This window comes from Shewanella sp. KJ2020 (assembly GCF_024197625.1).
Classification (GTDB): domain Bacteria; phylum Pseudomonadota; class Gammaproteobacteria; order Enterobacterales; family Shewanellaceae; genus Shewanella.
In genome coordinates, this window is the sequence record NZ_JAKUKD010000010.1 from 66,744 (window position 1) to 92,512 (window position 25,769).

Below are 25,769 nucleotides of genomic sequence, written 5' to 3' on the forward strand. Positions count from 1 at the left end.
TAGCCGTAAAAAACAAACCCATACACTGCATGAAACTTGATTTATTTTTGCTTTCGTCAGCCTAAGTTCAGCTAATGACGACGGGAGTAAGCAAGCGGTTTACATTCGCCATTAAAAACATCACTCGGCAGTTTTCAATAATAACCAGACTCAGGCTATAATCCCCGCGCTAAGGCCCATGCCCCTGTACTACACGCCCTAGCAGTTAGGCATTAAACGTTTATCCACTTAAAAGTTAAGGATCCCCTCGCCGATGACAAGCGCTTCTACTAGCCCCTTTGCCGTATTAAATCAAACCACGGCGACTTCGTTTAATGAGCAGAAAAATCTGATTAAGCGGGTATTTAAGGGTAAGCCAGTGCAATGTCCTCACTGTAACCAGACCCTTAAAGTGATATTGCCTGAGCAGGCAAAAACCGGGCAAGCCGCAGGAATATACTGCGCTAAAGGCTGCACCGACATCGAACTCGATATGGAAGCCGTCGCGGGACTCTAGCTCATTTGAATAAAAATCTTTAAATTAAACTTTTAAATTCAAGACTCTAAACCCCAAATATTAAGTTACAACCACGGGGATATTACATGAGCAGTATTAGGGGTAACTCGCCGTAACAGCACCTATTGCTTCGCGATTTATTGACATTGTTCAGACAAATTTCAGCTACTTCAAGGCTTAAGACACTTGCCATTGCCACTCGAGCAAGGGCTCAGTGCTCGCTTTTAAACCTCGGCTCAATGTGACGTTAAAGACACTCTCAGCGGGAATACCCCCCACGCCCTTAGGCGTACCTGTCATCACAATATCGCCATCCTCTAGGCTGATAAAAGCTTGCAACTCGGACAATATAGTCAAAGGTTTGTAGATCATTAAATCGATATGACCCTCTTGGACCAGCTTATCATTGATACTCAAGGTAAAATGCAGCGGCGCCTCGGCATCATCAATCGCCACAAAGGGGCTGAATAGCGCGGCACCATCGAAGGCCTTTGCCCGCTCCCAGGGCAATCCCTTAGCTTTTAACTTAGTTTGCAGATCACGTTTTGTGAGATCTAACCCAACGGCGACGCTGCTGAAACGGCCACCTTGGAACATAAAACACAGCTCGGTTTCATAGTGCAGGCTTTCACCTTGATGCTCGGCAAGCAGCTGGGACGAAATCGCCGAATTGGGCTTTAAAAACACGACCATATTCTCTGGCATTTCATTGCCTAGCTCATAGATATGCTCGACATAGTTGCGCCCAATACAAAGGATTTTACTCGGCGTTATCGCTTCATTAGCTAACATCACGGTTTTCATTTTCTGTCCTTCTTGTGGTTACTTAATGCCACTCGCTACTACAATCAAAACACATTATACAATTTTGCGCCTGCGACTCTCTGCTGCACTTAATTTTATATCTAAATAAAAACAATGTACTAGGGGTATGGCACGGCATAAAAATGCCCCACGAATGACCACTCTTTACAGGGCAGTTGCAGGCCAATGAAGGTATGCAGCAGAGCTAGGCACTGCTGCACGCTTTAAGTTATAGAGTTGATAGGTTCTAGGGATTAGGATCTAGGCCCTAAGCATATTCCATCAAAAATTCATCGAGTTGTTCGTTGGCGATCTCAATCTCATCCCCTTCAAACTGGGCGATATGGAACATGCCCTCACCTTCGTTAGTCACAGGGATATTGCTGATCCCTATGATAATGCCATCGGTTGGGGCACGTATCGCAACACTATCTCCGCCGTGGGGGCTGACGATATGGGCAATGATATAACCTTTGGTCACCCGCTGGCCGAGCTTAAGCTTCATATTCACTAAACCGTCGGATTCGCTACGCACCCAATAACTGCGAATGGCGCTAACACTCGCGCCCTTATTGCTGACCCGTCCTTTAAGCATGCCTAAACTACGCATCACATTGAGCACGCCCTTAAGGCCTGATTTTATTGATAATTCACTGAAGCGCAGCGCCTCGCCCGCCTCGTACAAAATACACGGAATCCCCTGCTGATTCGCGTAACCCCGCATGGAAACATTGCGCGCCTTAGAATGCATGATCAGCGGCGCACCAAAGGCATTGGCCATGGCGAGCATAGTTTCGTTATTCGTATCACAGCGAATTTGCGGCAGGTTGTCCCTGTGAATCGCGCCAGTATGTAAGTCGATCACATGGGTTGCATGGACTAATAATTGAGTGGCAAACAGGTTAGCTAATCGGCTTGCCAGCGCCCCCTTACTCGAACCCGGGAAGCAACGGTTAAGATCGCGCCTATCGGGTAAATAACGAGATTGTTGAATAAAACCAAATACATTCACAATAGGTACTACAAGTAAAGTGCCCGTCAAATTCTTGGGGTTCACTCTGGCTAATAACCGCCGACAAATTTCGATGCCATTGAGTTCATCCCCATGAATGGCGGCGCAAACCAGTAATGTCGGGCCGGGTTTGACGCCGTGAAACACTTCCACATGAATATCGAGTTGGGTATCGGTATATAACTTAGCGACGGGTAGCTTGATCCCAAGCTGAGTCCCCGCTGTGACTCGTTTTCCCGCTAATTCAAATGCTTCACGTCTTTTTACCATGGCAACTCCCTTGTATTATCAAATATTGTCCCGCGCGGATTATCCTGTTTGCCTATAGCGCTCGGCCAGCTATCAGCGGTTCTCTATCCCAAATATCAATGTGGGCAGATTACTACACTATTGCGGCTCAAATTGGGTCAGCCAAGATTTTAAAATCTGTAATAACATAGGCCTATCTTCAACGCTCACCCCTGCTAACAACGCACTCTGACATTGAATATGCTGCGGCAATGCCTTATCAATGAGCGCCTTGCCATCAAGTGTTAATGAGACATGCACGGCGCGACGATCTTCCTTACTGTGTGTCCGTTCAATTAAGCCTTTGTTTTCGAGTCGATCTAATCGGCTCGTCATAGCACCAGAGCTTAACATCATGCTCTGATAAAGCTGGGATGGCGAGAGGGTAAAGGGCTCACCCGATCGCCTTAACGTCGCCAGCACATCAAACTCGCCCTGACCTAAGCCAAATTCGCCATGACATTGCAGCAGGACCACTTCAATATATTTGGTTAAACGCGCGATTCGCCCGAGCACCCCCATAGGGATCAAATCTTCAGTCACCCCCTGTTGCTGCCACTGACCGACAATTCTATCGAGACCATCCGCTTGGGTGTTCATAGCCTCTTGGTCCTCGTTCGTTATACTAGCGATAGTGGGCTTAGTTTTAGTTGTCATCGGTTTTGTTGCCATAGGTTTAGTTGCCACGGGTTTATCTCTACGTAAAGATTCTTTGCATATTAGTCATTTTCAGGCTGAATTTAAATATCTTTATCGGGCCCTCGGTGCACAAATAACTGCTTCACTAGGCATAAAAAAACCGCCATGTCGATTAACGACTATGGCGGTTTTCTATTGTGTTGAGCTAAAAAAATCGAGCCCAGACTAAGCCAAACTTAAGACTTTTTAACGAAGCAGGTCAGGATCACAATCCGAGTGCCGTTAACACGACCTTCGATATGCTCTGGGTTGCTAGTCAAGGCAATGTTACGCACTGCTGTGCCGCGCTTAGCCACAAAACTCGTGCCTTTTACGTTTAAGTCTTTGATGATAACCACAGTATCGCCAGCGTTAAGCACTGCACCGTTACTGTCTAACGTTGGCGTCACATCGTCACCCGCTGCGGCAACTTCGGCATCACCCCAGGCTTTTAAGTCATCTTCCAGATACAGCATATCCAGCAAATCCTGCGCCCAGCTTTCACCATTTAAGCGCTTAAGCATACGGTATGACATCACTTGAACGGCCGGGACCGGGCTCCACATGCTGTCGTTCAGACAACGCCAATGATTCATGTCCATGGTATCTGGCGCAGCAATCTGGCCACTACAGGTTTCACAAATCATGATCTCATTTTCACGACCATCCGATGCGGGTAAGTCATAAATTGAAAGTTCGAGTTCGCTTGTGCAGAGCTCACACTTGCCGCCACAGCGACTTAGCAGTTCATTTTCAGTCATTTTTCTGTCTATATGCTTATTAAAACGCGGATTATGCCATAAATTGGCTTTTTACGGCAGGGGGCCTTGGCAAGATAACCTTATTTTTTATAAGTTTTATTTCACTAGTCCCCACAGCCTCGGCTATTAAGCTTTAAAATTCATAGGCTAAACTCAAGCGAACATCGCGCCCAGCGGCAGGGATCCCATCGGATAGAAATGGCACCACTTGCTGATTAGTGAGGTTTTTCACCATCAAACGCACACTAAGGCCCTTTAAGCGGGCTTGAGGCTCATAGGCAAAGTACACATTCTGCAGGAAGTAGTTCTCACTTGGCGACTCGGCATTAAAGATATCGCCATGGGGAACATTCGTCTGCGCATCATACCAAGCGCCCTGCCAAGCGACTGAAATATCCTCGCTAATATACATGCCTAAACGCAAACGAATATCGAGCGGCGCAATGTTGGCTAAATACTCGTCATCATCCAAACTATCCCTAAGTGAGCCATTGTGCTGCCCTTGCAGCCATGAAACCGCAAGATCACTGAACAGCTCTTGATAACGATATTGGCCTTCAAAATCAGCACCATAGATGTTGTAACCATCAAGATTTGTATAACCGCTTTGGATTAACTGGGTTTTATCTGACTTAGCGCCGCGGCGCTGGGCGATATCATCCCGACCGAGATTGGCAAACAATGTCAGTTGCGTCGACAGTCCATCATCATTGGCCAGCAGATGCTGGTGCTGCGTCATCAGCCCTAACTTGAAGGCGTGCAAGCGCTCGACATCAATCTCACGGCTCGTGCCTGTGACGCTGGCCTTGGCATATTGCACTGCATAAATCTCATCAACGACAGGTGCTTGCAGACTATAGGCGTAATCAAAGTTTACACGCGCCTGGGTTGTCAATTGATAATCTATGCCTAATCTCGGTGAAAACCCCGAATGATGGGTCGAGCTATAATCGTGGCCTGCATTGATATCGTTGTAATCGGGCGCAATATTTGGCTGACCTATGCTGTAGATATAGTCGTATCGCAGCGAAGGGGTGACGGTTAAGTCATTGGTGAGATGAATCGCATCCCGTACATAGGCGGCATAGGTATCTTGGCGACCTTCGGGTTGATAGTAAGGCGTATACCAGCCAAAGTTTTTTTCGGGACTCGTCTCATAGCTTTTATTAAACACCAGTGAAGTACGATCTAGGCTGCGATACTGTAAGCCTGCGGTGATCTCCTGATCGCCAACCAAACTCAAGTTATTGATATCAATGTAGTCACGCTTATAATCTAGCCAAGATTCATGGCCAAAGTTACCGACGGAAACCGTCATTTTCTCCCAGGCGATCTCGGGTCTTACCCAGTGACGTGCATTAGCAGAATGGGAAATCACCATTTGGGTATCGATCAGCGGATTACTGGGTGAATAGCGATAATTAGCCGACCAAGTGTTGTCTTCATAGGTGTTGTAGGCGGTAGTGGCATACAGCGCCTGCTCGTAGGAGCCATACTTTTTGATGTTGTAGTCTGAGATTGCTGGCATAGGGCCACGGCGGTTAGCCCAAGGTTTTCGGCCCTCATCGAGGTAATGGGTCAGGCTCAACGCTAATTGATGATCCCCCTGCGTATAATCAAGCTTTCCTAAGTAGTTATCTTGCTCATAGCCTGAATATTCAAATTCGTCGCCATTCGCTAACGTGACATTTCCGGCATCCCTGCGGGTTAAATGCAGCAGGCCAGACAAATGCGAATTCACCCGGCCATAGACTGTGCCTGTATAGCTTTCGGCATCGTTATTACTGGCGTAACTTGCTTTTACTCGTGCCCCAACAGATTGATCATACTTGAGAAAATCATCGGCAGATTTAGTGACCACATACATGGAACCGCCAAAACCGCCATTGCCAGAACGCACATCATGGGCTCCTTTGATCACTTCGACTCGCTTGATAAGATCCGGGTCGAGGAAAAATGAGCCGTAACGATACTGTTCAAAGCCCACGGGGGCATTATCCACATAGACGTTAAAGTCTTCGGTCTCGCCAAAACCCCAAATATTAATCCGCTCTCCGCCACTGCGAGTACCGCCATCAATATGGGCCCCCGCCATATCGTCAATCACTTCGGCAAAGGTCGTTGCCTGCATCTCCTCGATTTGCTCCATGGAGATAATAGCTTCCCCCGGTTTAGTCACTGTCATTGCACGGCGATATTGCTGCCCGTGAACCTGCATAATTTCAATCGGTTCCACCTTAGGCTCACCTAATACCTGTGCAGCTTGCAACGGCAGTGATGGCAATAAACATAATCCCATGAGCGACAGAGTGTTCTTCGCTTTCCATTTCCCAAACTTAGGCTGGCAACCCATTCAACATCTTCCTATTAACAAACCAATTAAAAATAGGGCGGCATTATAGACAGCTAGCACACAAATAAGAATGGATATCATTTAGCTTTACATGTAAATAACTAACTTACTGAAAACAAGATAGATCCAGCCACAGTGCAAAAATTTAAGTGAAGATCTTGCCGAAGGATGGCAGTATGAGTGGCATATTCAACCAGCTATCACCCTCTCGATAGTGCACGACTGGACAGCACAAGTGGGGCATGTTGGCGACTCGCCTCCTGTTTCACTCGTTTAATATGCATTTATAAGGTTCACCGATAATGGCCACGCTAACGACTCCTCTCCCCATAGCTACTGCTGCTACATTCAGCGCCGCCAGTATGCAATTTTTACAACAATTGGCACAAAACAACTCCCGCGAATGGTTTAAAGCCCATCAGGATGAGTACGAAAATACGGTACGTAGCCCAGCATTAGCCTTTATTGCCCACATTCAACCCCATATTATTGAACTGTCGCCAAGGCTCACTGCAGTGCCTAAAAAAGTGGGCGGCAGTTTAATGCGCCCTCAAAGGGATAGCCGCTTTAGCCACGATAAAACCCCCTATAAAACCAATGTCGGCATTCAGTTTCGTCACTTTCAGGGAAAGGATGTACATGCCCCCGGCTTATATCTGCATATTGCCGAAGAAGGTTGTTTTATTGCCGCGGGAATTTGGCATCCAGAATCAAAGGTCTTAAATGCCATTCGCACTTGTATTGATGAGAATCCCAACGGTTATAAAAAGGCGCTACAAACGCTTGAAAGTCATGGATTTAACATGGATGGAGACAGCTTAACTCGGCCGCCAAAGGGGTTTGATAAAAATCACCCTATGCTCACTGAGCTAAAACGCAAAGATTTTATTGCCATAAAGAATATCGCCTTTGAGGACCTCTGCCGCCCAGATGCCCCCCGTTTTTGTGCGGAGCAATTTGCGCATTGCACTCAATTGATGGCTTATCTGTGCTTCGCACTCGAGCTTGATTTCTAACCATAATATGGCCTAGACAACTTCAAACAAAAGCTAAAAGCTCAAGGATATTAGATGAAACTCTATGAACTAGCCCCTACGCCTAGCGCACGCCGCGTCAGTATTTTCCTCGCAGAAAAAGGTATCGATATCCCGAGGGTGAACGTCGATATCCGCGGAGGTGAAAATTTAAGTGCTGAATTTAAAGCTAAAAGTTTAAATGGCCGCATCCCGCTACTCGAACTCGATGATGGCAGCTACCTGTGTGAATCCGTTGCCATTTGCCGTTATTTAGATGAAATCTACCCGAGTGTTAACTCGCTGTTTGGCAATGATGCTCTCGAACGTGCCAAGATTGAAATGTGGCACCGGATCGTTGAACTACAGGGCCTAATGGTAGCATTTCAAGCCTTCCGTAATTTAAGCGGCATCTATAAAGACAGAGAAAACTATGTCGAAGCATGGGGCAAAGAATCCCGCCAAAGGGTGATTGACTTCCTCCCCACCTTAGACCAACAATTGGCCAAATCACCCTTTATCGCATGCGATAGATTCAGTGTCGCGGACATTTCCGCTTACGTTTTTATCAGCTTCATTAAGAATTTAGATATTGAAGTCGCGGATAATTTACCGCATCTCAAGGCTTGGTTTACAACAATGGCACAACGTCCAGCGATAGTGTCGTTAACCCCGAAAAAGTAGCCTAGCAGCCAAACTCGTAATCTAAGGGAACAACTATGATTGATTTATATACCGCCGCGACCCCTAACGGTTTTAAGATCTCCATCGCATTAGAAGAAATGGGGCTAGAGTACCGCGTCCATAAGCTAGATTTCAGCACCAATGAGCAAAAACAGCCCGAGTTTCTTGCCATCAATCCCAATGGCCGAATTCCCGCCATTATCGACCGCGACAACGACGATTTTGTGGTATTCGAATCGGGAGCGATTCTGCTATATCTTGCCGAAAAGACAGGTAAATTGCTGCCCGCCGATCCTAAAAAACGCTCTCAAGTGTTCCAATGGCTGATGTTCCAAATGAGTGGTGTTGGCCCCATGATGGGACAGGCCAATGTGTTTTACCGCTACTTCCCCGAAAAAATCCCCGCTGCCATTGACAGGTATCAAAAGGAAGGCAGGCGTTTATTCGAAGTGATGAACACGCAACTCTCGACAAATCGCTATCTTGCCGGTGATGAATATACAATTGCCGATATCGCGACTTGGCCTTGGGTGCGGATCCACGAGTGGAGCGGCATCAATATGGAAGGTCTGCCTCATCTGCAACGTTGGTTGGATGAATTAGCACTCAGACCCGCCTGCCAAAAGGGCATAGTCACGCCACCACCGGTGGAAATGAGTGATGAAGAACGGGCTAAGCAAATCCAAAAGATGGTAACCAAATAATTATCAACTAAACGGCCATTGTCCGATCGCCTGCCAATAGCCGTTAGATACAAAATCACTGAGCACCAGTGGCTAAAGCACTTAAAGCCCCGCAAGCTTAGGCTAAATAGGGGCTTTTTTACTGCCTGTTTTTAGGTAAAACTGCTACACTCTGCGCCACTTATTTTCTTCTCTGTGATGGCAATTATTCCCCCATTTGCCCCAATACAGGGACATGATTCAGGCTACATTTATGGGTAATCCAAACAGCTTCTCATCCGATAAAGCATTCAACTCAAACACATCATCGGCATTAAATGTAGAGGCAAACACTCCAGCGCAGAAACGCGCGCTCAGTTACGCCAGCACCATTAAGCAATTATTCGATGAAATTCAAAGCAGTAAAATGCCCGCGGACCGTATTCTGGCAAACTACTTTAGAGAACATAAAAAACACGGCTCCAAGGATCGTAAAATCATCCGTGAATCCTTGTTTAGCCTGTTTCGTTGGTGGGGTTGGTTTAAACAACTCGGTGAACCACAGTCCTCGGCCGTCTTCTTTGCCAACCTAAGTGCCAGTGCGCTACTCGAAGCCCATGCTTGGCAGGATATTGCCAGCGCTTGGCATGAGCTATCGCAATCAACCGTAGATTATCAGCAAGCACAGTTACTGAGTGTTGAAACTCTTAACGATAAATTAGCGCTGATGCGACAGCTATTTCCCGCTATTGAGTTTAAAGCGCAGGATTTATTACCCGATTGGTTCTGGCAGGTTTGCCCCCTTGATGCGGCGCAGCAAATGCAATTCATCGCCGCTATGTCCAGCCGTCCACCAATTTGGGGACGGGCACAGGGGATCACTAGTCAAGAGGCGGTAACACAACTGCAAGCACTCGGTATAGAGGCAAGCTGTGGCCACTACTTCAGCGATGCCATCAATCTTGGCAACAAGAGCATGAATCTTAATGAAATAACCCTATATAAAGACGGCAAGATTGAAATCCAAGATTTGGCTTCCCAGGTCATAGGGCAAATTTGCGCCCCAGCAGCCGATGCCCATTGGTGGGACACTTGTAGCGGAGCGGGTGGTAAAACACTGCAACTGCGCTCTTTAATGTTAGCCAAAACCGCGGCCCCCCACTCAACCGGCAGCATAGTCTCGTCGGATATTCGCGCCAATGCCCTAGAAGAGCTGAGCAAACGCGCCCAAAGAGCCCAATTTGACGGCATTAGCATCGCCCGTTGGAAGAGTGATGCCCTCCCCGTGCCTGCGGATCATTTCGACGGCGTATTAGTCGATGCCCCCTGTAGCTGCACTGGCACTTGGCGACGTAATCCCGATATGCGTTGGTTGGATGGTATTGAGGCCGTCACAGGTAAAGCCGCGCTGCAGCTCGATATTTTAAGCCGCAGTAGCAAAGCAGTGAAAGCCGGTGGCGTTCTCGTTTACGCTACGTGCTCCTTATCGCCCATCGAAAACCAAGATGTAGTGACGGCATTTTTACAGCAACATCCAGAGTTCACGCTCACGCCAATCCGTCATCCTTTTACCGGTGAACAAACAGAAATGTTGACCGTCTGGCCATTTGAAGCCAACAGTGATGGCATGTTTGTCGCCAAGATGCAGCGAAAGGTATAGCACTAACTCATTATTTTTTATCGGATCTTAGCGCCCAACATTATGGGCGCTAATCATCACCGCACCAAAACATTCACCGATATAGTTCTAAATACTAATTACATATCATATAGATAGGCGTAAAAAGTCACAAACCAATCCAGAGTAATCTTGAAAGTATAGATAGAGCACGATCTTGGACAAAACTTTTCACCATCAATGATGAAAAATTTCGCTTTAGCTTCATCTCACCTTTGGGTAAAAAGATCGGGTGCTGAGAATGGCACAGGTATTTTTGGAATTTTGACCATGTCACACTCCTATGAATTTGACGACGATGATGCGCCATGGGGCGATAACGTCAAAGGTAAACAAAAGAATAAACGCGTAAAACAACGTCGCAGGGATACTAAGCGCCGTTACTCTGACGAGACTGAGGTGGATTTTTATCAGCATAAATCAAAGTAGCGTGAATTATACTAATTTATTTCTTTAAATTAGTACCTTATGAAAGCCAGTCAAATCCGAGCAAGTTGGAAGCCCTCCAACTTGCTAGTTAAACCAGTCTCCTCTCCTGTTTTCCCGCTGTAACAAATCAATTGCAAAATCAATAGGCTAAATAGCTTATTTGCCCTATGCTTTTTAGAGCTGATTAACTCAACAATTAATGAGCTTAATATATTGATAATGATACAAAAATGACTCGCACCGGGTTTAAAGGATGATCCCATGGAAAAACAACGCCCCGATTTTATCTATCCCCAAGGCAGTATGTTAATGCACTCCCCTTTAGTACTGAATAAAGCCGATATGTACGGTTTTTTCCTGAAGGGGAAACGGGCAAATTTGCAACGCTCTATCGATAAAACCTTGAATCAAGTTGCCGGTAGTGCAATGTATTTTAAGGTGTTATCTCCCTATGTATTGACAACTTTTACTCAGATTGAAAAGGCTTATTCCGCTTACCCAGAAGACAGAGCCAAGGGCTGGATCCAAGAAACGGACATCATTACTTGGGTCATGGTCGGGCGGCAAGATAGCTGCGACAGTACAAATATAAGCCAAGTGTATTTTCAACCGCTGCACATTTGGGTAAACGATGCGATGGCCTTGATCAACGGCCGCGAACTCTTTGGTTATCCCAAATATTCCTGTGAATACACTATGCCAGCGGTCGGTGAGCCTCTGACGCGATTATCACTTGCAGCCAAAAGCTTTTTACATTTTTCACCTGAAACCGAACTCGCCCTGCATCCATTGATTGAAGTAAATTGTGATGCTAAGCCCGAGGCGCAGCTTTCAACCCTTGAGGCCATTACTCAAACCTGGCAGCTCTTTAAAGAACAGACGGATTTTATCCCAGAACTTGACCAGCTCGGCGAAGAGCAGCTATTTCAACTGTTGTTTAAACCCACCATCGAGCAAGTCTTCCTCAAACAGCTCCCAGACTCCTCTGGGCACAAAGCGGTGTATCAGGCCATAATCGCCGCCCCTGCCCAAGTGAATAAAGTGCACAGTGTTGCCTTACTCGACAATGATTTTGTCGCGACCATTTTTGATAACGCCAGCTTTCCTCTTAAGGACACCCTCGGGGTCGAGATTGGCGAGCAGCACGTATTACTGCCCTACCATGTGAACTTCGATTTTGAAGTGCCGCCCGGTGAAGTGTTAGTCGATAACTCCGAGATCAAAAAACAGAAAATCGCCATTCTCGGTGGCGGTGTCGCGGCAATGACAGCGGCCTGTTATCTCACCGACAAACCCGGTTGGCAGAATCAATATGACATTGATATCTATCAACTCGGTTGGCGTATCGGCGGTAAGGGGGCCAGTGGTCGCAATGCCGCCATGGGACAGAGGATCGAGGAACACGGGCTGCACATTTGGTTTGGTTTTTATCAAAACGCCTTCGCCTTAATGCGCAAAGCCTATGAAGAATTAGATAGGCCAGCAAACGCTCCGCTAGCAAGCTTTTTTGATGCCTTTAAACCCCATAATTTCATCGTATTACAGGAGGAAATCGATGGTCGCTCTGTAAGCTGGCCAATCACTTTCCCAACACTGCCCGGCATCCCCGGTGATGGCACCGAAACCCTCACCTTCTGGAAAGTGGTCAAAGCGGCCTTTGCTTGGATAAAGGAATGGCTCAAGGACATGGATGACCTGCTCGATGCCGATGAAAAAGCCATGGCAACCCCTAAAAACTGGTTAGATACCGACTGGTTCGAACGCTTAAGGGATAAGTTAGAGGATTCGGTCGAAGATGCTAAGGAGTCACTCGACGCGCTCGGCGATAAGCTAGAATGCCATTTTAATCAAATGATTGGCCGTGAATGCGATGAGCATGTGCACAGCGAAAGTGACGATGGACTGGTGGAATCGGCCGTCGATGCCCTGCACCAAAGGTTAGTAAAACGTTTCGGCGATCATTTAGATAATAATGATGAACTGCGCCACTTATATATCGCCGCCGATCTCGGGCTCACCATCCTTAAGGGCATGTTCGCCGACGATGTGTTTGAAAAGGGCTTCGACGCCATCAATGGCTATGACTACCGCGAATGGTTAACCCTGCACGGCGCGAGTCAAAAATATACCGTCGACAGTGCGCCCGTCCGCGGTTTTTACGACTTAGTGTTTGCCTATGAAAAAGGTAACTTCGACACACCCAATGTCGAGGCGGGTACGATTATCCGCGCCATGCTGCGTATCGCCCTGTGCTATCAAGGTGGCGTCATGTGGAAAATGCAGGCAGGTATGGGCGATGTAGTCTTTACCCCTTTTTACGAAGTGCTCAAACGCCGTGGGGTAAACTTCCACTACTTCAATCGAGTCGATAATCTCGAGTGCCGCGATCAAAGCATTCAAGCGATTGAAATTACTGAGCAAGTCGCGTTGGCGCCGACTGTCACCCGTTACAACCCCTTAGTCGATGTCAAAGGGCTTCCTTGCTGGCCGAGTACGCCCAATTATGCGCAGCTTGAGCCCGAACAAGCGGCGCTGCTTAAAGCCCATAATATCAATCTGGAACACTTCTGGAGCGATTGGGACAGCGTGTATGAGGCTCACTTTGGCAAAGCCCTGCCGAAAAAGCGCTTAGTCAAAGGGGTGGATTTCGACAAAGTGATCTTCGGTCTCTCCATAGGTTCTGTGCCCCATGTCGCCAGAGAAGTGATGGCGCAAAGCCCCGCCCTCTCACTCTGCGTTGATAAAGTGCAAACCGTTGCCACCCAAGCCTATCAACTGTGGATGAATCAAGATCTGAATGGAATAGGCTGGCCGAATTATTCTGAAGAGGGCGAAGAGCCAGTACTATCCGGTTTTACCGAGCCCTTCGATACTTGGGCATCGATGGATCAATTATTGGATAAAGAAGATTGGCGTGGTTTAGCGCCTAAAAATGCCAGTTATTTTTGCTCGGCATTACCCGTCACAGCCTACCCACCTCGCTCTGATGTGGAGTTCCAACAACGGAAAACCTTAGAAGCTAAAGCGGGTGCTATCCATCAGCTCACTACCGAAATCCATAAACTTTGGCAAGATGTCGGTGATAGCTTCCCCTGGGAATGGCTACACGATGATCAGAACCGCCAAGGCGAGGCTCGTTTCGATAGCCAATATTGGCGCGCCAATGTGGACCCATCCGAACGTTATGTCCTGTCGGTTAAGGGCAGTTCACAGTATCGCATCACCACAGATGGCACAGGGATAGATAACTTGTATATGACCGGGGATTGGATAAAAACAGGCCTCAATGCAGGCTGCGTCGAGGCAGCCACTATGGCGGGCATGCACACAGCTAAAGCCATCTGCGGCCACCCAGTAATAATCAAGGGGGAAAAGGATTTCTAGTTATTAGCAAATAAAACGGCGTGAATATTCCACGCCGTTTTATTTTAATAGGATGATTCACACCCTTAACTTAAATGTAGACTCGCATCGATACCTTGGGTTTGTGCATATTCTTGACGACGTTTTTCCATCCGAGATTGATATAAGCTGGTATCCGCTAATCGCAGCCATTCGTGGGGCTCTTCTACCTCAGTATTTAACGAGATCCCAAAACTAAACTGACAATCCCTAAACCCCTGCTCTGCCACCAGCGCCGTTAAATTTTTTAAGGTATTCAGCAAGGTTGAAGTCCCATTGGCGGGGAGAATAATCACAAATTCATCGCCGCTGATACGATACATTTTAAGGTGCGCAATATCCGTCGTTTGCAGCAACTGCACTAAGGTTTGCAGTAAACGATCTCCCTCTTGATGCCCTAAGGTATCATTAACTGCCTTTAAACTATCCACATTCAGTAGCACTAAGGCTAGGGATTGCACGGCTTTATTGGAAAAACCTAATTGTGAATTCATATACTCATCAAAGGCATACCTATTACCGACCCGGGTAAGCCCATCGAGACGTGCCTTTTCCCAAGCAATCCCCAACTCTTCGATATGGGCTTTGCGCTCCTCGGCCAATAGTTTGAGTTTATTGGCTAATGCGAGGGACAAGAGCAAGGCATCGGCCGTTCCTCCCATTAAGGTGGCAAGTTCGGCATGCTCAATAAAATCGGGGGTTATCCCCATATTGCCAGGCAAAATAATCACTGCGGGGAGCAATAGGCAAGTAAAAGCCAAGATAAAATAGCGTGCGGGAGCAAAACCCTTCATCAAACACACGTTACCGCAGGTGATCGCTAGGGCAATCCATAGCATGATCAGCACTGAGGCGATAATCGCCGTGTAGGATATCAACCAAATACTGGTGGGCAATGCCACAATGCAGGCAAACATCAGGCATTGACTCATTCGCCATAACCGAGGCGAATAGCTAGGTAATTGAAGAAAATGCTTGTAAAACATAATATTAAATATCGGCAAACCGATAAAAAACAGATGATGCAATTCGAGTAAATGGAAATTAAACAAGTGAGCGGGTAAATGGAAGGTCAGTGCCCATCCCCCAAAATACGCCAACACATAGAGGCCATAGTAGAGAAAGGCTTTATCAAAAATAGAGAAATAAATCAGTAAATTATAGAACGCAATAAACAATAATCCGCCCAAACATAACAGAACCGCCATGGCGAGTCTATCGGACACAAGTTGATGCTGATCCACACTCTGCAATGTGAGTTCTGGGGCCGATGAATAATAACGGCTACTGAGTTTGACGACTAACCAATAATCCGTGCCCATCTTGAGTTCGACCTTACGGCCATAATCGAACAAAAACTCATAGGGCGCACTATAACCACTGCGGGCATATTGAGCACTGCCATCACTGCCCAATAACCAATAATCGACAGATTCAACGATCGAATTACTCGCATCGATAACCCACTCATTTTGACGGCTATTGACTAACACTGGGGTGATCATCCAGTAATCTCCCCCCGTTAAACTGACCGATGTCGCCTCATCGAGTTGTCCCATCCAATGGGAGATCTCACTGTAGTTATTCGGCGGAGATTGCTTCACGTCGGCATGGAATAAATATGGAGAGTCCAGCGCAATTTCTGCGCTAAAGGCAAAGGGACTAAATATCCATAAAATCAGAAAAAAGCACCGGAACGTGATTTTTTTAAGTGTATTCATAGGTAAATGGGTTCGGATACTGGGTTATTTTCACATTAAAAATAAAATTAGAGCGTTAACTTTATGTATACCTCTAATTTTTTACAATCAGTTAGACTAAATTAGTCGGATATCAAATGTCTTATGGTGGTATTTTAGCCGTAACATCTAAGGCTCGACCTAAAATGCCCATATACGACCCAGACCCAATATTGACTTCTTATTGTGGAAACCATGCCCCCTCTACTGATGATTTTAGCTGCACAATTGTTAATTGCCAGCGGTAACCTTTTGGTCAAACTGCTGGAAACTGACGCCCCCGTTTTTCAACTTGTGCTTTATCGTCAGTTATTTGCCACTTTGTTAGTGCTCCCTTTTGTATGGCGTCTGCAGGGTAACCTTAAACTAAGCCCCTTTTATAAGGTGCACCTTGCCCGGGCGTTATTGATTGGACTTGGCAACGCTATCTTTATGCTCGCTATTATGCATCTCCCCTTAGCCACAGTAACCGCGGTGATTTATACCTCACCTTTATTACTTCTCGTGCTGTCGGCATTATTTTTAAATGAGCGCATTGGCTATCGACGTACCGTTGCCGGGATCATTGGTTTTAGTGGCATTTTACTTATCAGCCAACCAAGCGAATTTAACCTCTATATCGGCTTGGCCTTTTTCGGTGCCATGACATCAGCATTGAATAGCTTGATTTTAAAGGCCTATTCGACCCATGAACATCCTTTCTCCATGCTCTTTTGGTCTAATGCCTTTGCGATGATATTTCTGATACCGGCAACCCTATACGAAGGAGCCGATTTTAGTGTGTCGGTGGCCCAGGTGGGACTCACGTTAGGGCTATTTTATATTGGTATGACTTATCTCATCATACACGCCTATCGACGCGCCGATGCGAGCCAAATGGCGCCAGTGGAATACTCTGGATTGATCTTTGCCGCCCTATTCGGTTGGTGGATTTTGGATGAGGAATTGAGCTTAGTGATGCTAATCGGCATCGGGCTTGTGATTTTTTCATCCATACTCCCCAGCTACAGTGAGCTCAAGGCTAAATGGAAAAGCCGGCAAAGTTAATCCTTGGCCGGCTCTTTGCAATCACACAAACCCAATAAAAGCGGTCGATGGCTTAAAAACGGTATTTACCGCCGATGTAAATGCCATCTTCAAAGGTGAAATCACGGGCATTATCGTATTCAAAGGCGATTTTACGGTAACCGACATACAGCGCCATGTTTGGCGTGACACTGTACTGTACTTTTGAATCTAACTGGTAATAACCATCGACATTACCAAAGGACAAGACTTCTGGCGCGTAGTAAGCGGCGGCATGCAAGGAAATATTCGGTCCCATCGTTAGGATATAGCGACCGCCAACGGATATGGCACTGCCATTGGGTGCATCATCGGACCAAAGCTGGCTTAACTGTGCCCCCACTTCAAAATGATGCACGCCAGCATCATGGGTCATGTGCATTGCACCTTGGGCAATATGGCCACTCTCATCTGAATAGATATAGCCTAATACCGCATTGGTATCTTTATTCATCTGCAGTTCTAACTCGGTAGAAACCACATCGTTGTTTAACCCAAGATTAAATTCTGACGCACTCACTTGCAGCGCTGCTGCACTCAATAATAAGACACTTGCTACTCTGAACTTAGCCATAAAAACACCTCGATAATGACTGTGGGTAATGGCGCGGATCATACCGAATAAAAAAAGAAAATCTGCATATTTAGCTGAGAATAGCTGAGATTTTTGAGGTTTAGCGTTAACTAAAACATCTTCAAAACAACTGCAAAACGAACCGATTTCAATTTAAAAACATTTAAACTACTGGCACTCGATCTCCCACTAAAGATTGCATAGCGGTTTCAACATCGACATGCTCTTTAAGGGGTAAGTAATACCAACCCACAGTATTTCCTGTTCCCCGAATACTTAAATAATCACGCCAAAATTGAAAGCCCGCCTTCAGTAAATTCGCTCGACTTGAGGTATTCTCCGCACGAACGGTCGCAAATAACATGGCTATACCGAGGGACTTGGCGACTTCAATACGTTTGAGCGTTAATGCTTGCGCAATACCTTGGCGACGATAACAAGGGGAAACAACAAGATAACCAAGTTCACCAAGGTCACCAGCTCCAGCCTTAATCGCCGCACACCCGACAATATCCCCTTCAATTGTCTTCGCGAGGATCACCGCTCTTGAGTGGAAAAAGGATTCATGGTCTAACGGATGGGCATTATCATCACGGCTATCGACCAGAGTGGCGGCGAGGACTAAATCTTCTTGCTTATCACAAAGTACAAACTGAATACCATTCATGATTAGGTTAACTCATTGATATAAAATAACTGTTCTACATCACTCAAAGGTAAAGCAAGGTCGCCATGCCTAAGAAAGTGAAAAAGCCGACCACATCCGTCACCGTCGTTAAAATCACCGAACCGGAAAGCGCCGCATCTTGGTTAAATCTCTGCAATACCATAGGCACAAATACGCCAGCCAAGGCGGCTACCGCCATATTGATCAGAATCGCGCAGCCAATCACTATGCCTATCGTACTGTCATCAAACCACCAACCCGAGACGAGACCGATAACAATTGCCCATAAAGTACCGTTCACTATGCCGATACCCAGTTCGTTCTTCATCAGGGAAAACACGTTACCGGCGGAGATCTGCCCCATCGCCATACCGCGGATCATCAGAGTCAACGACTGACTCCCCGCAATTCCGCCCATGGAAGCCACAATCGGCATCAGTACGGCTAACGCAACGACTTGGGACAACACATTTTCGAATAAGCCAATCGTCGCCGAGGCTAAAAATGCCGTAAGCAAATTAATCCCAAGCCATATTGCACGGCGCTGGGCACCTTTCATAATCGGTGCGAACAAGTCGTCGGATTCATCCATACCCGCCGTTGCCATCAATTGCGACTCATAATGTTCACGCACTAACGCCGTAGCCGTTCGCAGCGTGACTCGGCCAATTAATTCACCAGACTCATCGATAACGGGTAATTCAATTTCGCGGCTGTGTTCGATAGCTTCGGCGGCTTCAAGCAAGGTTGCATCCGCCGTCAAGGCGCGGCTATCTTCAGATAAAATCGATACTAAGGGCTCATCGGGATCATGCTTAAAGATATCGTAGCGCCTAACCGTACCAAGATACTTATCTTGATCGTCAACAATAAACAAATTGTCGTTGCAATCGAGTTCAATTCGCCGGAAAAAGCGCTGCGCCTGAGCCACAGTCGCCTTATCACTGAGCACTAGCATTTGGTGATCGGTATAACGGCCGATTTCATTTTCAGAATATTGATCGTAAAGCTCAAAGCGCTGCCGCTGACGCTCGCCCATTTGTGCCAAGGCGCGGTCGGTAAAGCTCTCGGGGAGGTAATCACTCCACTCAATCAAATCCTCTGGACTTAATTGGGCAAATAACAGATCCACTTCGTTTTCGGGCATCTGCTTGAGGATCCCCATACGGGGATCAGCGCGCATCAAACTCAGTACTGTAACTCGCTCACTAAATTCAACTTGCTGCCAACGTTCATAACGTTCATCTAAGGGCAATGACTCGAGTGCCAGCGCAATAGTGCCAGGCTCTAGCTCATTTAAAATTTCGCTAAACACTTCGGCTTGTTCTTCGCCTTCAACTTCAGTGAGTTGTTGAACAACCTGCCCGACATCGGCCTGAGTGTTTGTTTCATATTCGGCTTCATGTTCAGTCACATAAATGCCCTTCTTTCACAATAAAATTAACGTAACTATATTGATATTTAAGAAAATTAGCAAATACCCAAAATAAATTGCGCACAAGTATATTGTTAGAAATTTATATATTGTTTATGCTAACGCAGACCACTAAAGGAGATAAACATGGCATCCACCATTTATAGCTATACGGCAACCGATATAAAAGGCAACCCTGTCCCATTGGCCCAATACCAAGGTAAAGTCCTGTTGATAGTCAACACCGCCAGTGAATGTGGATTTACGCCGCAATACAAAGGATTAGAAGCACTGTATCGGCAGTATCAGGACCAAGGATTAGTCGTGTTAGGTTTTCCCTGTAATCAGTTTGGCGCCCAGGAAAAAGCCAATGATCAAGGAATACAACACTTTTGTGAGCTGAATTTCGGGGTCACTTTCCCGCTGTTTTCTAAAATTGAAGTGAATGGCGAACATACCCATCCACTGTATCAATACCTTAAAAAGCAGGCTCCCGGTGTGTTAGGCACCGAAGGCATAAAATGGAATTTCACTAAATTCTTAATTAATCGTCAGGGCGATGTGGTTGAGCGTTTCGCTCCAACGACAAAACCCGAAGCCATCGCAGATAAAATTGCCGCCCTATTAAAATAGTTTCGAGCTATCTATTTGAAAATTTGTGTTTTATAAAAAATTTAATTTATTTTTAATTTTTTATGGAACTTAAACCGCACGAGCCCCCTCAAATGTATTGAACAGCGAATGTCTTTTTCATGTTCATCATTCTCCCTGGGGCTTCTAGCGCGGCCCCCTTGACCTAGGAATAGGTCACTAGGCAACCATTTGGTTGCCTTTTTTTATCACCATGATTTTTATATAAAATAAGCATGGCCGTATGCCACCACTTGAGCGCACCCCATTACTTAACCACTCGCCCGAGATCTCACCGCTAAACCCCTTTGCATGGGCTACCTAGAAATATTTTTAATTTTTTTTATGGTATAGGTGAACTTTATTCAATACGGTGACTCTGACTATAGGTAAGGATTAACGAATAAGATTTAATGCAACCTTAGTAGTGAAATTTGTTGAATAAGCAGTTTCATCTACTCAAATGACACAGTTTCTGTTTTAGCGCATTAAGTCAGATTGGTTGGTCGTTCATCATCATCTCCCTTTGGGGACACAATTGAATACACGCTAGCGCACTGCATTCTTTGTATCCCACTCTGATTTCCTTGTGGCAACCTTAGGTTGCCATTTTTTTTATCTCCAATAATTTAAAATCCTAATGATTTATCTAATTGAACTTGAATAGAAGGGTGATAACCGGGACGAGCCTTAGCGTAAATTTCGGCCAACTCGGCATGATATCCCGCAATTTGTAGCTCAGCATAAAGTGGCCGCACAAACTTACCTCGGCCAATATTCACCAAATATGCACTTAGTGCGGGTAACACAGGATCATAATGATTACGAATCGCCACCCTAAACCAATCACAGGCAATTTCCGCATTCGTCGATTGGGTAAATTGAAAGGTTTCATCGAGATCCATCAGTTGCACTTGACTTAAGACTTCTGGCAATTGGGTCAGAAAATACTGCCAATGGTGAACTCGCCACTCCTTAACCGTTAGTTGGCTCGCAGCTTTGCCCTGTAGGAAACATGCCAGCGCATCGTCGACTTTATCTAAACTCGAGGACGTTGGGCCACAATACCCTGCGGGTAAACCTTCACCATAAACCCACTCTAAAAGCTCGGCCTCGGTGATTTTATCGGAGTGCTCCTTGAGTAAGGTCTGTTTTGCATACTCGACAAAAACTTCGGTCGTGATCGCCTTAAAGGCAAAATGATCCACATAGTTGCGTAAAAATTTATCAAACGCCACTCGCCCTAACCTATGCTCTAAATCATGCACAAACATCGATGCCTTATCATAGGTAAAACGATTAAAGGCCAGATTAGGATCGCCTTCCTGTACGTTCGCAGGCAAGGTTTGCCTGTGCTTAGGTAAAGAAGTCATTTCCTCTTTTAAGCGACCAAACTCGATCACCCACTCCAATTCAGCCTGTTCCTTACCGTAAACCGCCTCCACAATTCGATTGGTAAAATAAGTCGTAAAGCCCTCGTTTAACCAAAGATCTCGCCAAGTCGCATTGCTGACTAAATTTCCCGTCCACGAATGGGCCAATTCATGGGCCACGGTTGACACTAGACTCTTATCCCCTGCGATTAGGGTTGGGGTTAAAAAGGCTAAACGCGGATTTTCCATCCCACCGAAGGGAAAACTCGGTGGCAGGATGATCATGTCATACCGATCCCACACATAGGGACCCAATAAAGACTCGGCGACGTCGAGCATATGCTCTGTGTCTTCAAACTCTTTTGCAGCGGCGGCAAGCATACTCGGCTCAGTATAAATGCCACTGCGAGGACCTATCGCTTGAAATGCGAGATCACCGACGGCGAGAGCCATAAGATGCGTTGGAATGGGCTTTTCCATCTGAAAACTAAATAGACCATCGGCTGGCATTTCAGGATGGTTCATCGCACTCATCACGGCACGCATTCCGCTGGGGACTTGCACTTTAGCATCGAAGGTGACCCGTACCTTAGGCGTATCCTGCAAAGGGATCCAGCTACGGGCGTTGATCGGTTGTGATTGGCTAAAAAGATAAGGTAGCTGCTTGCCTGCGGTTTGCTCAGGCGTTAGCCACTGCAATCCTTGCGCCTTAGGCGAGGTTTTATAGTGAATACAGATCTGGTCACAGCGCACATTGGGCAAACTGACGACCAATTTTTGCCCCAGTATGACGCTCGTTTCTGCAAGCGAAAATGCGAGGGATTCTCCCGCCAGAGTCGTCACTGATAATAGGGTTAAATCCCGAGTGTCGAGCCATAGTTCGCTGACCTGATCCTGAAGGTAATGCAGGGAAAGTGTCGCCTTACCGACCAGCGTCTGCGCATCAAAATCAACCGTGAGTGCCAATGACAGGTGCGTCACTTGCACCTCGTCACTGTTGGCAAAGGAATGATAATCCCGAGTTAAATCCCAAGTTGTTGGAGTTATTGCTTTTTGTAGTATTGGATCTAACGACATCGCTTCGATAACCTGTATTTGATTAAGCTTCCTAAACCATATTATCAACTGCGAATTTACCAACAATCAAATGGAAACGACAACTCCTAGGCTAAAGATGAGTAACAATGTTTTATCAAATAAATCGTAGAAAGTAAGAATTTTTTGCACTCTTGCTGAACTAATTTAAATAGGCCGAGTCAGATATTATGAACCGAATCTTTGCAATGAGTTTCTTCGTTCATCATCATTCTCCTTTAGATGGTTTCTAGCGCGACCGTCCCAAGATTCCGAATTGGAATTTACAGCAACCTACTTAGGTTGCTTTTTTTATGCCCGTTTGCAACCACATTCCACAGACCAAGTTAATACCCTCCAAAAACAAAAAAGGGCCTCCGAAGAGACCCTTAATGATTAGCGATTAAGAATTAGAGGCGGATGCCTAACTGTTCTAAATCTTTAGCAACTACGCTCTTAGGCAGAGTCACATAACCGTCTTTTTCAACCACTTGCTGACCTTGCTTAGACAGCACATAACGGATAAATTCTTTTTCCATTGGTGCTAGGTCTTTGTTGGGTTGCTTGTTCACGTAGACATATAAGTAACGTGATAATGGGTAAGTACCATTGGCTGCGTTTTCAGCAGAGGCTTCGATAAACTCGTTGCCTTTTTTCGCAATCGCAACGGCTTTCACACCTGCGGTTTTATAACCGATACCTGAGTAACCCACAGCGTTCAGTGATTGAGAAACAGACTGAACCACAGAAGCAGAACCAGGTTGCTCGTTCACGTTAGCCTTAAAGTCACCTTTACACAGGGCTTTCTCTTTAAAGTAACCGTAAGTGCCAGATACTGAGTTACGGCCATATAACTGTACGTCTTTAGCTGACCAGTTACCGTCAAGGCCTAAATCGCCCCAACGTTGGATATCGCCTCCACCGCATTTGTGGGTAGAAGAGAAGATACCGTCAACTTGTTCAGCAGTTAAGCCTTTGATTGGGTTGTCCTTGTGTACGAATACGGCTAAAGCATCGATCGCTACACGAATTTCAGTGGGTTTGTAACCATAGTGCTTTTCAAATGCTTCAACTTCATTAGGCTTCATCTTGCGGCTCATTGGGCCGAATTGTGAAGTACCTTCTGTCAAAGCTGGTGGCGCAGTTGAAGAACCCGCCGCTTGAATTTGGATATTGACGTTAGGATACATCTGTTTAAATTCTTCTGCCCACAGTGTCATCATGTTGGCTAAAGTATCTGAACCTACAGATGATAAATTGCCAGACACGCCACTTGTTTTCTCGTAAGTTGGCAGAGATGGGTCAATAGATGCCATGGCAGTGGCAGAGAATACACCAGCGGCTGTGAGGGTCATCGCGCCGACAAGCTTTTTCAGTTTCATTATGTGCTCCAGTAGTAAGCTAACTAATTTCTAACTTAAGTTTCTTCAGACGCAGCCAGTATCAATCGCTACAGTGACAATTCTATGTCGGTGATATGACACTTAGATGACAATGCCCGGTTTTTATATTTTTTAAATTCATGGACCAACAAAGAGGAAGGGCAAAAAATAAAACAGGCCATAAGAGCCTGTTTTTAAATAACATTCATGCGTGAGATAAAGGTCTATTTCTGACGTTCGATTAAATGCAATGGGATCACAAAGCTAAAAGTGCTGCCTTTACCCAATTCACTACTGATATTGAGTTCACTGTGATGGTGATTAAGTGCATGTTTCACGATCGCCAGTCCTAAACCACTGCCACCGGTTTGCCTTGAGCGGGCACTGTCGACACGGTAGAAACGCTCCGTTAAGCGGTTAATATGCTGCTGTGCAATCCCTTCGCCGGTATCTGTCACGCTAAAGAGCCCACCCGTCGCCACACTGCGCCACTGCACAGTGATTTTTCCACCCGGTTCTGTGTAGCGAATCGCATTAGAAATTAAGTTAGAACAAGCACTTCGAAGCTGCAACTCATTACCATGGGAATTAAGCCCCGCTTCGCAATAGAAACTCAGCTCGTATCTATCCTGCGCCAACGCCTTCGCCTCTTCCTTCAGCACTTCCATTAACTGCGCCATATTAACCGTGTTTTCGAGGTTAATATCCGCCGCATCCTCAATGCGCGATAATACTAATAATTGCTCGACCATGGATTGCATGCGCCGGGTTTGCTGCTGCATCAATGCCAGCGGCTTAGCATTCATCGAATCGGGCTCTGCCATACTTTGCATCATTTCCAGATATCCTTGCAGTACGGTCAGCGGGGTTTTGAGCTCGTGTGACACATTGGCGACAAATTCTTTACGCATGCCTTCGAGTTGTCTTATCCGCGTAATATCCCGCGCAATTAACAGTAGCTGCCGGTCACCATAGGCCATAATCCGAATTTCGAGCAAACGCCTCTCCGAAACGGGCGAAGGTAATTCCAAGGGTTCTTTATATTGGGCAGATTTAATATAAGCGGAAAAATCTGGATGACGGATGAGGTTATCAATACGCTGACCATTATCCTGCGGCCAAACAAAACCTAGGATAAGTTGCGCTAACTTATTACACCATAAAATATTATGCTCTGAGTCGAGCACGACGGCGGCATCGGGCAGCGCTTCAGCACCTTGGCGGAATCGGGCCAACAGCGCGGCTAATTGCCCAACACGGCGGCGATTTTTACCTTGCAGGCGATAAATACCGTTAAATATCCCTTCCCAGCTCCCACTGCCCTGCGGCGGCGTGAGTTTTCTATCCCGCCACAACCAAAAATTAAGCCGTGCTAATTGGCGATAATGCCACAACACTAGACCGAGCAGGCCAATAGTGAGTATCCAGAGGGGGCTCCCAACCAATAAACCAATTAGCAAACAAAGCAGTAGAAAAACTGCCAAGCGCGTAAATAACCGATACCCTGAATAAGAGTGAGACATAGATAAACCCAGACATCAGGCTAAATAGGAGGAGCACAAGATAGCCGAAAAGCTAACCTGTGCCTATC

The 25,769-nt window shown here is 46.2% G+C and carries 21 protein-coding genes; 9 read left to right on the forward strand and 12 right to left on the reverse strand.

Translation table 11 applies throughout. From position 1 onward, the window contains the following. Positions 1–253: 253 nt before the first annotated feature. Complete coding sequence (locus MJO46_RS05820) at positions 254–496, forward strand: hypothetical protein (RefSeq protein ID WP_253988506.1); 243 nt, start codon at positions 254–256, stop codon at positions 494–496. Positions 497–673: 177 nt separating this feature from the next. Here the strand turns inward: MJO46_RS05820 and MJO46_RS05825 are convergent, their stop codons facing one another. The 5 genes from MJO46_RS05825 to MJO46_RS05845 all read right to left on the reverse strand — a co-directional run bounded on the left by MJO46_RS05825 (position 674) and on the right by MJO46_RS05845 (position 6,392). Then, positions 674–1,300: a fumarylacetoacetate hydrolase family protein gene (locus tag MJO46_RS05825; protein WP_253988507.1), complete on the reverse strand. Its 627-nt coding sequence runs from the start codon at positions 1,298–1,300 to the stop codon at positions 674–676. Between the two features lie 268 nt (positions 1,301–1,568). Beyond that, positions 1,569–2,582, reverse strand: a complete 1,014-nt coding sequence (locus tag MJO46_RS05830) for a succinylglutamate desuccinylase/aspartoacylase family protein (protein ID WP_198782830.1) — start codon at positions 2,580–2,582, stop codon at positions 1,569–1,571. Between the two features lie 117 nt (positions 2,583–2,699). Next, entirely contained in the window at positions 2,700–3,257 is a 558-nt protein-coding gene (locus tag MJO46_RS05835) for a MarR family winged helix-turn-helix transcriptional regulator (RefSeq protein ID WP_253988609.1), read from the reverse strand. Between the two features lie 218 nt (positions 3,258–3,475). Next, positions 3,476–4,039 carry an alkylphosphonate utilization protein gene (locus tag MJO46_RS05840; protein ID WP_198782828.1) on the reverse strand — a complete coding sequence of 188 codons (564 nt, stop codon included), beginning with the start codon at positions 4,037–4,039 and terminating at the stop codon, positions 3,476–3,478. A 133-nt stretch (positions 4,040–4,172) separates the two neighbouring features. Continuing rightward, positions 4,173–6,392 (reverse strand): TonB-dependent receptor, encoded by a 2,220-nt coding sequence (locus MJO46_RS05845; protein ID WP_253988508.1) that lies wholly within the window; start codon positions 6,390–6,392, stop codon positions 4,173–4,175. Positions 6,393–6,694: 302 nt separating this feature from the next. Between MJO46_RS05845 and MJO46_RS05850 the strand changes: the two genes are divergently transcribed. The 6 genes from MJO46_RS05850 to MJO46_RS05875 all read left to right on the forward strand — a co-directional run bounded on the left by MJO46_RS05850 (position 6,695) and on the right by MJO46_RS05875 (position 14,242). Next, complete coding sequence (locus MJO46_RS05850; RefSeq protein WP_253988509.1) at positions 6,695–7,408, forward strand: DUF2461 domain-containing protein; 714 nt, start codon at positions 6,695–6,697, stop codon at positions 7,406–7,408. Between the two features lie 54 nt (positions 7,409–7,462). Next, positions 7,463–8,089: a glutathione S-transferase family protein gene (locus tag MJO46_RS05855; RefSeq protein WP_253988510.1), complete on the forward strand. Its 627-nt coding sequence runs from the start codon at positions 7,463–7,465 to the stop codon at positions 8,087–8,089. Between the two features lie 35 nt (positions 8,090–8,124). Beyond that, positions 8,125–8,793 (forward strand): glutathione S-transferase family protein, encoded by a 669-nt coding sequence (locus MJO46_RS05860; RefSeq protein WP_253988511.1) that lies wholly within the window; start codon positions 8,125–8,127, stop codon positions 8,791–8,793. A 232-nt stretch (positions 8,794–9,025) separates the two neighbouring features. Next, positions 9,026–10,411: an RsmB/NOP family class I SAM-dependent RNA methyltransferase gene (locus tag MJO46_RS05865; RefSeq protein ID WP_253988512.1), complete on the forward strand. Its 1,386-nt coding sequence runs from the start codon at positions 9,026–9,028 to the stop codon at positions 10,409–10,411. A 288-nt stretch (positions 10,412–10,699) separates the two neighbouring features. Next, positions 10,700–10,858 (forward strand): hypothetical protein, encoded by a 159-nt coding sequence (locus MJO46_RS05870; protein ID WP_007646662.1) that lies wholly within the window; start codon positions 10,700–10,702, stop codon positions 10,856–10,858. Positions 10,859–11,119: 261 nt separating this feature from the next. Beyond that, entirely contained in the window at positions 11,120–14,242 is a 3,123-nt protein-coding gene (locus tag MJO46_RS05875; protein ID WP_253988513.1) for an NAD(P)-binding protein, read from the forward strand. A gap of 65 nt (positions 14,243–14,307) precedes the next feature. Here MJO46_RS05875 and MJO46_RS05880 read toward each other — a convergent pair whose 3' ends face one another. After that, positions 14,308–15,981, reverse strand: a complete 1,674-nt coding sequence (locus MJO46_RS05880; RefSeq protein ID WP_253988514.1) for a diguanylate cyclase — start codon at positions 15,979–15,981, stop codon at positions 14,308–14,310. Between the two features lie 213 nt (positions 15,982–16,194). Here MJO46_RS05880 and MJO46_RS05885 point away from each other — a divergent pair, with 213 nt between their 5' ends. Then, positions 16,195–17,046: a DMT family transporter gene (locus MJO46_RS05885; protein ID WP_253988515.1), complete on the forward strand. Its 852-nt coding sequence runs from the start codon at positions 16,195–16,197 to the stop codon at positions 17,044–17,046. Between the two features lie 52 nt (positions 17,047–17,098). On the opposite strand, the gene MJO46_RS05890 is transcribed toward MJO46_RS05885, so the two are convergent. The 3 genes from MJO46_RS05890 to MJO46_RS05900 form a co-directional block, all read right to left on the reverse strand. After that, complete coding sequence (locus MJO46_RS05890; protein ID WP_198782819.1) at positions 17,099–17,638, reverse strand: YfaZ family protein; 540 nt, start codon at positions 17,636–17,638, stop codon at positions 17,099–17,101. Between the two features lie 163 nt (positions 17,639–17,801). Beyond that, positions 17,802–18,305 (reverse strand): GNAT family N-acetyltransferase, encoded by a 504-nt coding sequence (locus tag MJO46_RS05895; RefSeq protein ID WP_253988516.1) that lies wholly within the window; start codon positions 18,303–18,305, stop codon positions 17,802–17,804. A 43-nt stretch (positions 18,306–18,348) separates the two neighbouring features. Then, the gene (locus tag MJO46_RS05900; RefSeq protein ID WP_253988517.1) at positions 18,349–19,719 is read right to left on the reverse strand and encodes a magnesium transporter; all 1,371 of its coding nucleotides are present in this window, start codon (positions 19,717–19,719) and stop codon (positions 18,349–18,351) included. Positions 19,720–19,866: 147 nt separating this feature from the next. Between MJO46_RS05900 and MJO46_RS05905 the strand changes: the two genes are divergently transcribed. Further along, positions 19,867–20,352, forward strand: coding sequence for a glutathione peroxidase (locus MJO46_RS05905; protein ID WP_198782816.1), 486 nt, complete (start codon positions 19,867–19,869; stop codon positions 20,350–20,352). A gap of 626 nt (positions 20,353–20,978) precedes the next feature. Here the strand turns inward: MJO46_RS05905 and MJO46_RS05910 are convergent. The 3 genes from MJO46_RS05910 to phoR form a co-directional block, all read right to left on the reverse strand. Then, complete coding sequence (locus MJO46_RS05910) at positions 20,979–22,799, reverse strand: M1 family metallopeptidase (RefSeq protein WP_253988518.1); 1,821 nt, start codon at positions 22,797–22,799, stop codon at positions 20,979–20,981. A 407-nt stretch (positions 22,800–23,206) separates the two neighbouring features. Next, positions 23,207–24,178, reverse strand: coding sequence for a PstS family phosphate ABC transporter substrate-binding protein (locus MJO46_RS05915; RefSeq protein WP_198782814.1), 972 nt, complete (start codon positions 24,176–24,178; stop codon positions 23,207–23,209). A 224-nt stretch (positions 24,179–24,402) separates the two neighbouring features. Next, on the reverse strand, positions 24,403–25,701 hold the full coding sequence (gene phoR / locus MJO46_RS05920) for a phosphate regulon sensor histidine kinase PhoR (RefSeq protein ID WP_253988519.1): 1,299 nt from the start codon (positions 25,699–25,701) through the stop codon (positions 24,403–24,405). Positions 25,702–25,769: the final 68 nt, after the last annotated feature.

Coding starts and splice junctions, on each gene's coding strand:
- MJO46_RS05820 (WP_253988506.1), top strand. CDS start 254: ATGACAAGCGCTTCTACTAGCCCCTTTGCCGTATTAAATCAAACCACG.
- MJO46_RS05825 (WP_253988507.1), bottom strand. CDS start 1,300: ATGAAAACCGTGATGTTAGCTAATGAAGCGATAACGCCGAGTAAAATC.
- MJO46_RS05830 (WP_198782830.1), bottom strand. CDS start 2,582: ATGGTAAAAAGACGTGAAGCATTTGAATTAGCGGGAAAACGAGTCACA.
- MJO46_RS05835 (WP_253988609.1), bottom strand. CDS start 3,257: ATGACAACTAAAACTAAGCCCACTATCGCTAGTATAACGAACGAGGAC.
- MJO46_RS05840 (WP_198782828.1), bottom strand. CDS start 4,039: ATGACTGAAAATGAACTGCTAAGTCGCTGTGGCGGCAAGTGTGAGCTC.
- MJO46_RS05845 (WP_253988508.1), bottom strand. CDS start 6,392: ATGGGTTGCCAGCCTAAGTTTGGGAAATGGAAAGCGAAGAACACTCTG.
- MJO46_RS05850 (WP_253988509.1), top strand. CDS start 6,695: ATGGCCACGCTAACGACTCCTCTCCCCATAGCTACTGCTGCTACATTC.
- MJO46_RS05855 (WP_253988510.1), top strand. CDS start 7,463: ATGAAACTCTATGAACTAGCCCCTACGCCTAGCGCACGCCGCGTCAGT.
- MJO46_RS05860 (WP_253988511.1), top strand. CDS start 8,125: ATGATTGATTTATATACCGCCGCGACCCCTAACGGTTTTAAGATCTCC.
- MJO46_RS05865 (WP_253988512.1), top strand. CDS start 9,026: ATGGGTAATCCAAACAGCTTCTCATCCGATAAAGCATTCAACTCAAAC.
- MJO46_RS05870 (WP_007646662.1), top strand. CDS start 10,700: ATGTCACACTCCTATGAATTTGACGACGATGATGCGCCATGGGGCGAT.
- MJO46_RS05875 (WP_253988513.1), top strand. CDS start 11,120: ATGGAAAAACAACGCCCCGATTTTATCTATCCCCAAGGCAGTATGTTA.
- MJO46_RS05880 (WP_253988514.1), bottom strand. CDS start 15,981: ATGAATACACTTAAAAAAATCACGTTCCGGTGCTTTTTTCTGATTTTA.
- MJO46_RS05885 (WP_253988515.1), top strand. CDS start 16,195: ATGCCCCCTCTACTGATGATTTTAGCTGCACAATTGTTAATTGCCAGC.
- MJO46_RS05890 (WP_198782819.1), bottom strand. CDS start 17,638: ATGGCTAAGTTCAGAGTAGCAAGTGTCTTATTATTGAGTGCAGCAGCG.
- MJO46_RS05895 (WP_253988516.1), bottom strand. CDS start 18,305: ATGAATGGTATTCAGTTTGTACTTTGTGATAAGCAAGAAGATTTAGTC.
- MJO46_RS05905 (WP_198782816.1), top strand. CDS start 19,867: ATGGCATCCACCATTTATAGCTATACGGCAACCGATATAAAAGGCAAC.
- MJO46_RS05910 (WP_253988518.1), bottom strand. CDS start 22,799: ATGTCGTTAGATCCAATACTACAAAAAGCAATAACTCCAACAACTTGG.
- MJO46_RS05915 (WP_198782814.1), bottom strand. CDS start 24,178: ATGAAACTGAAAAAGCTTGTCGGCGCGATGACCCTCACAGCCGCTGGT.
- phoR (WP_253988519.1), bottom strand. CDS start 25,701: ATGTCTCACTCTTATTCAGGGTATCGGTTATTTACGCGCTTGGCAGTT.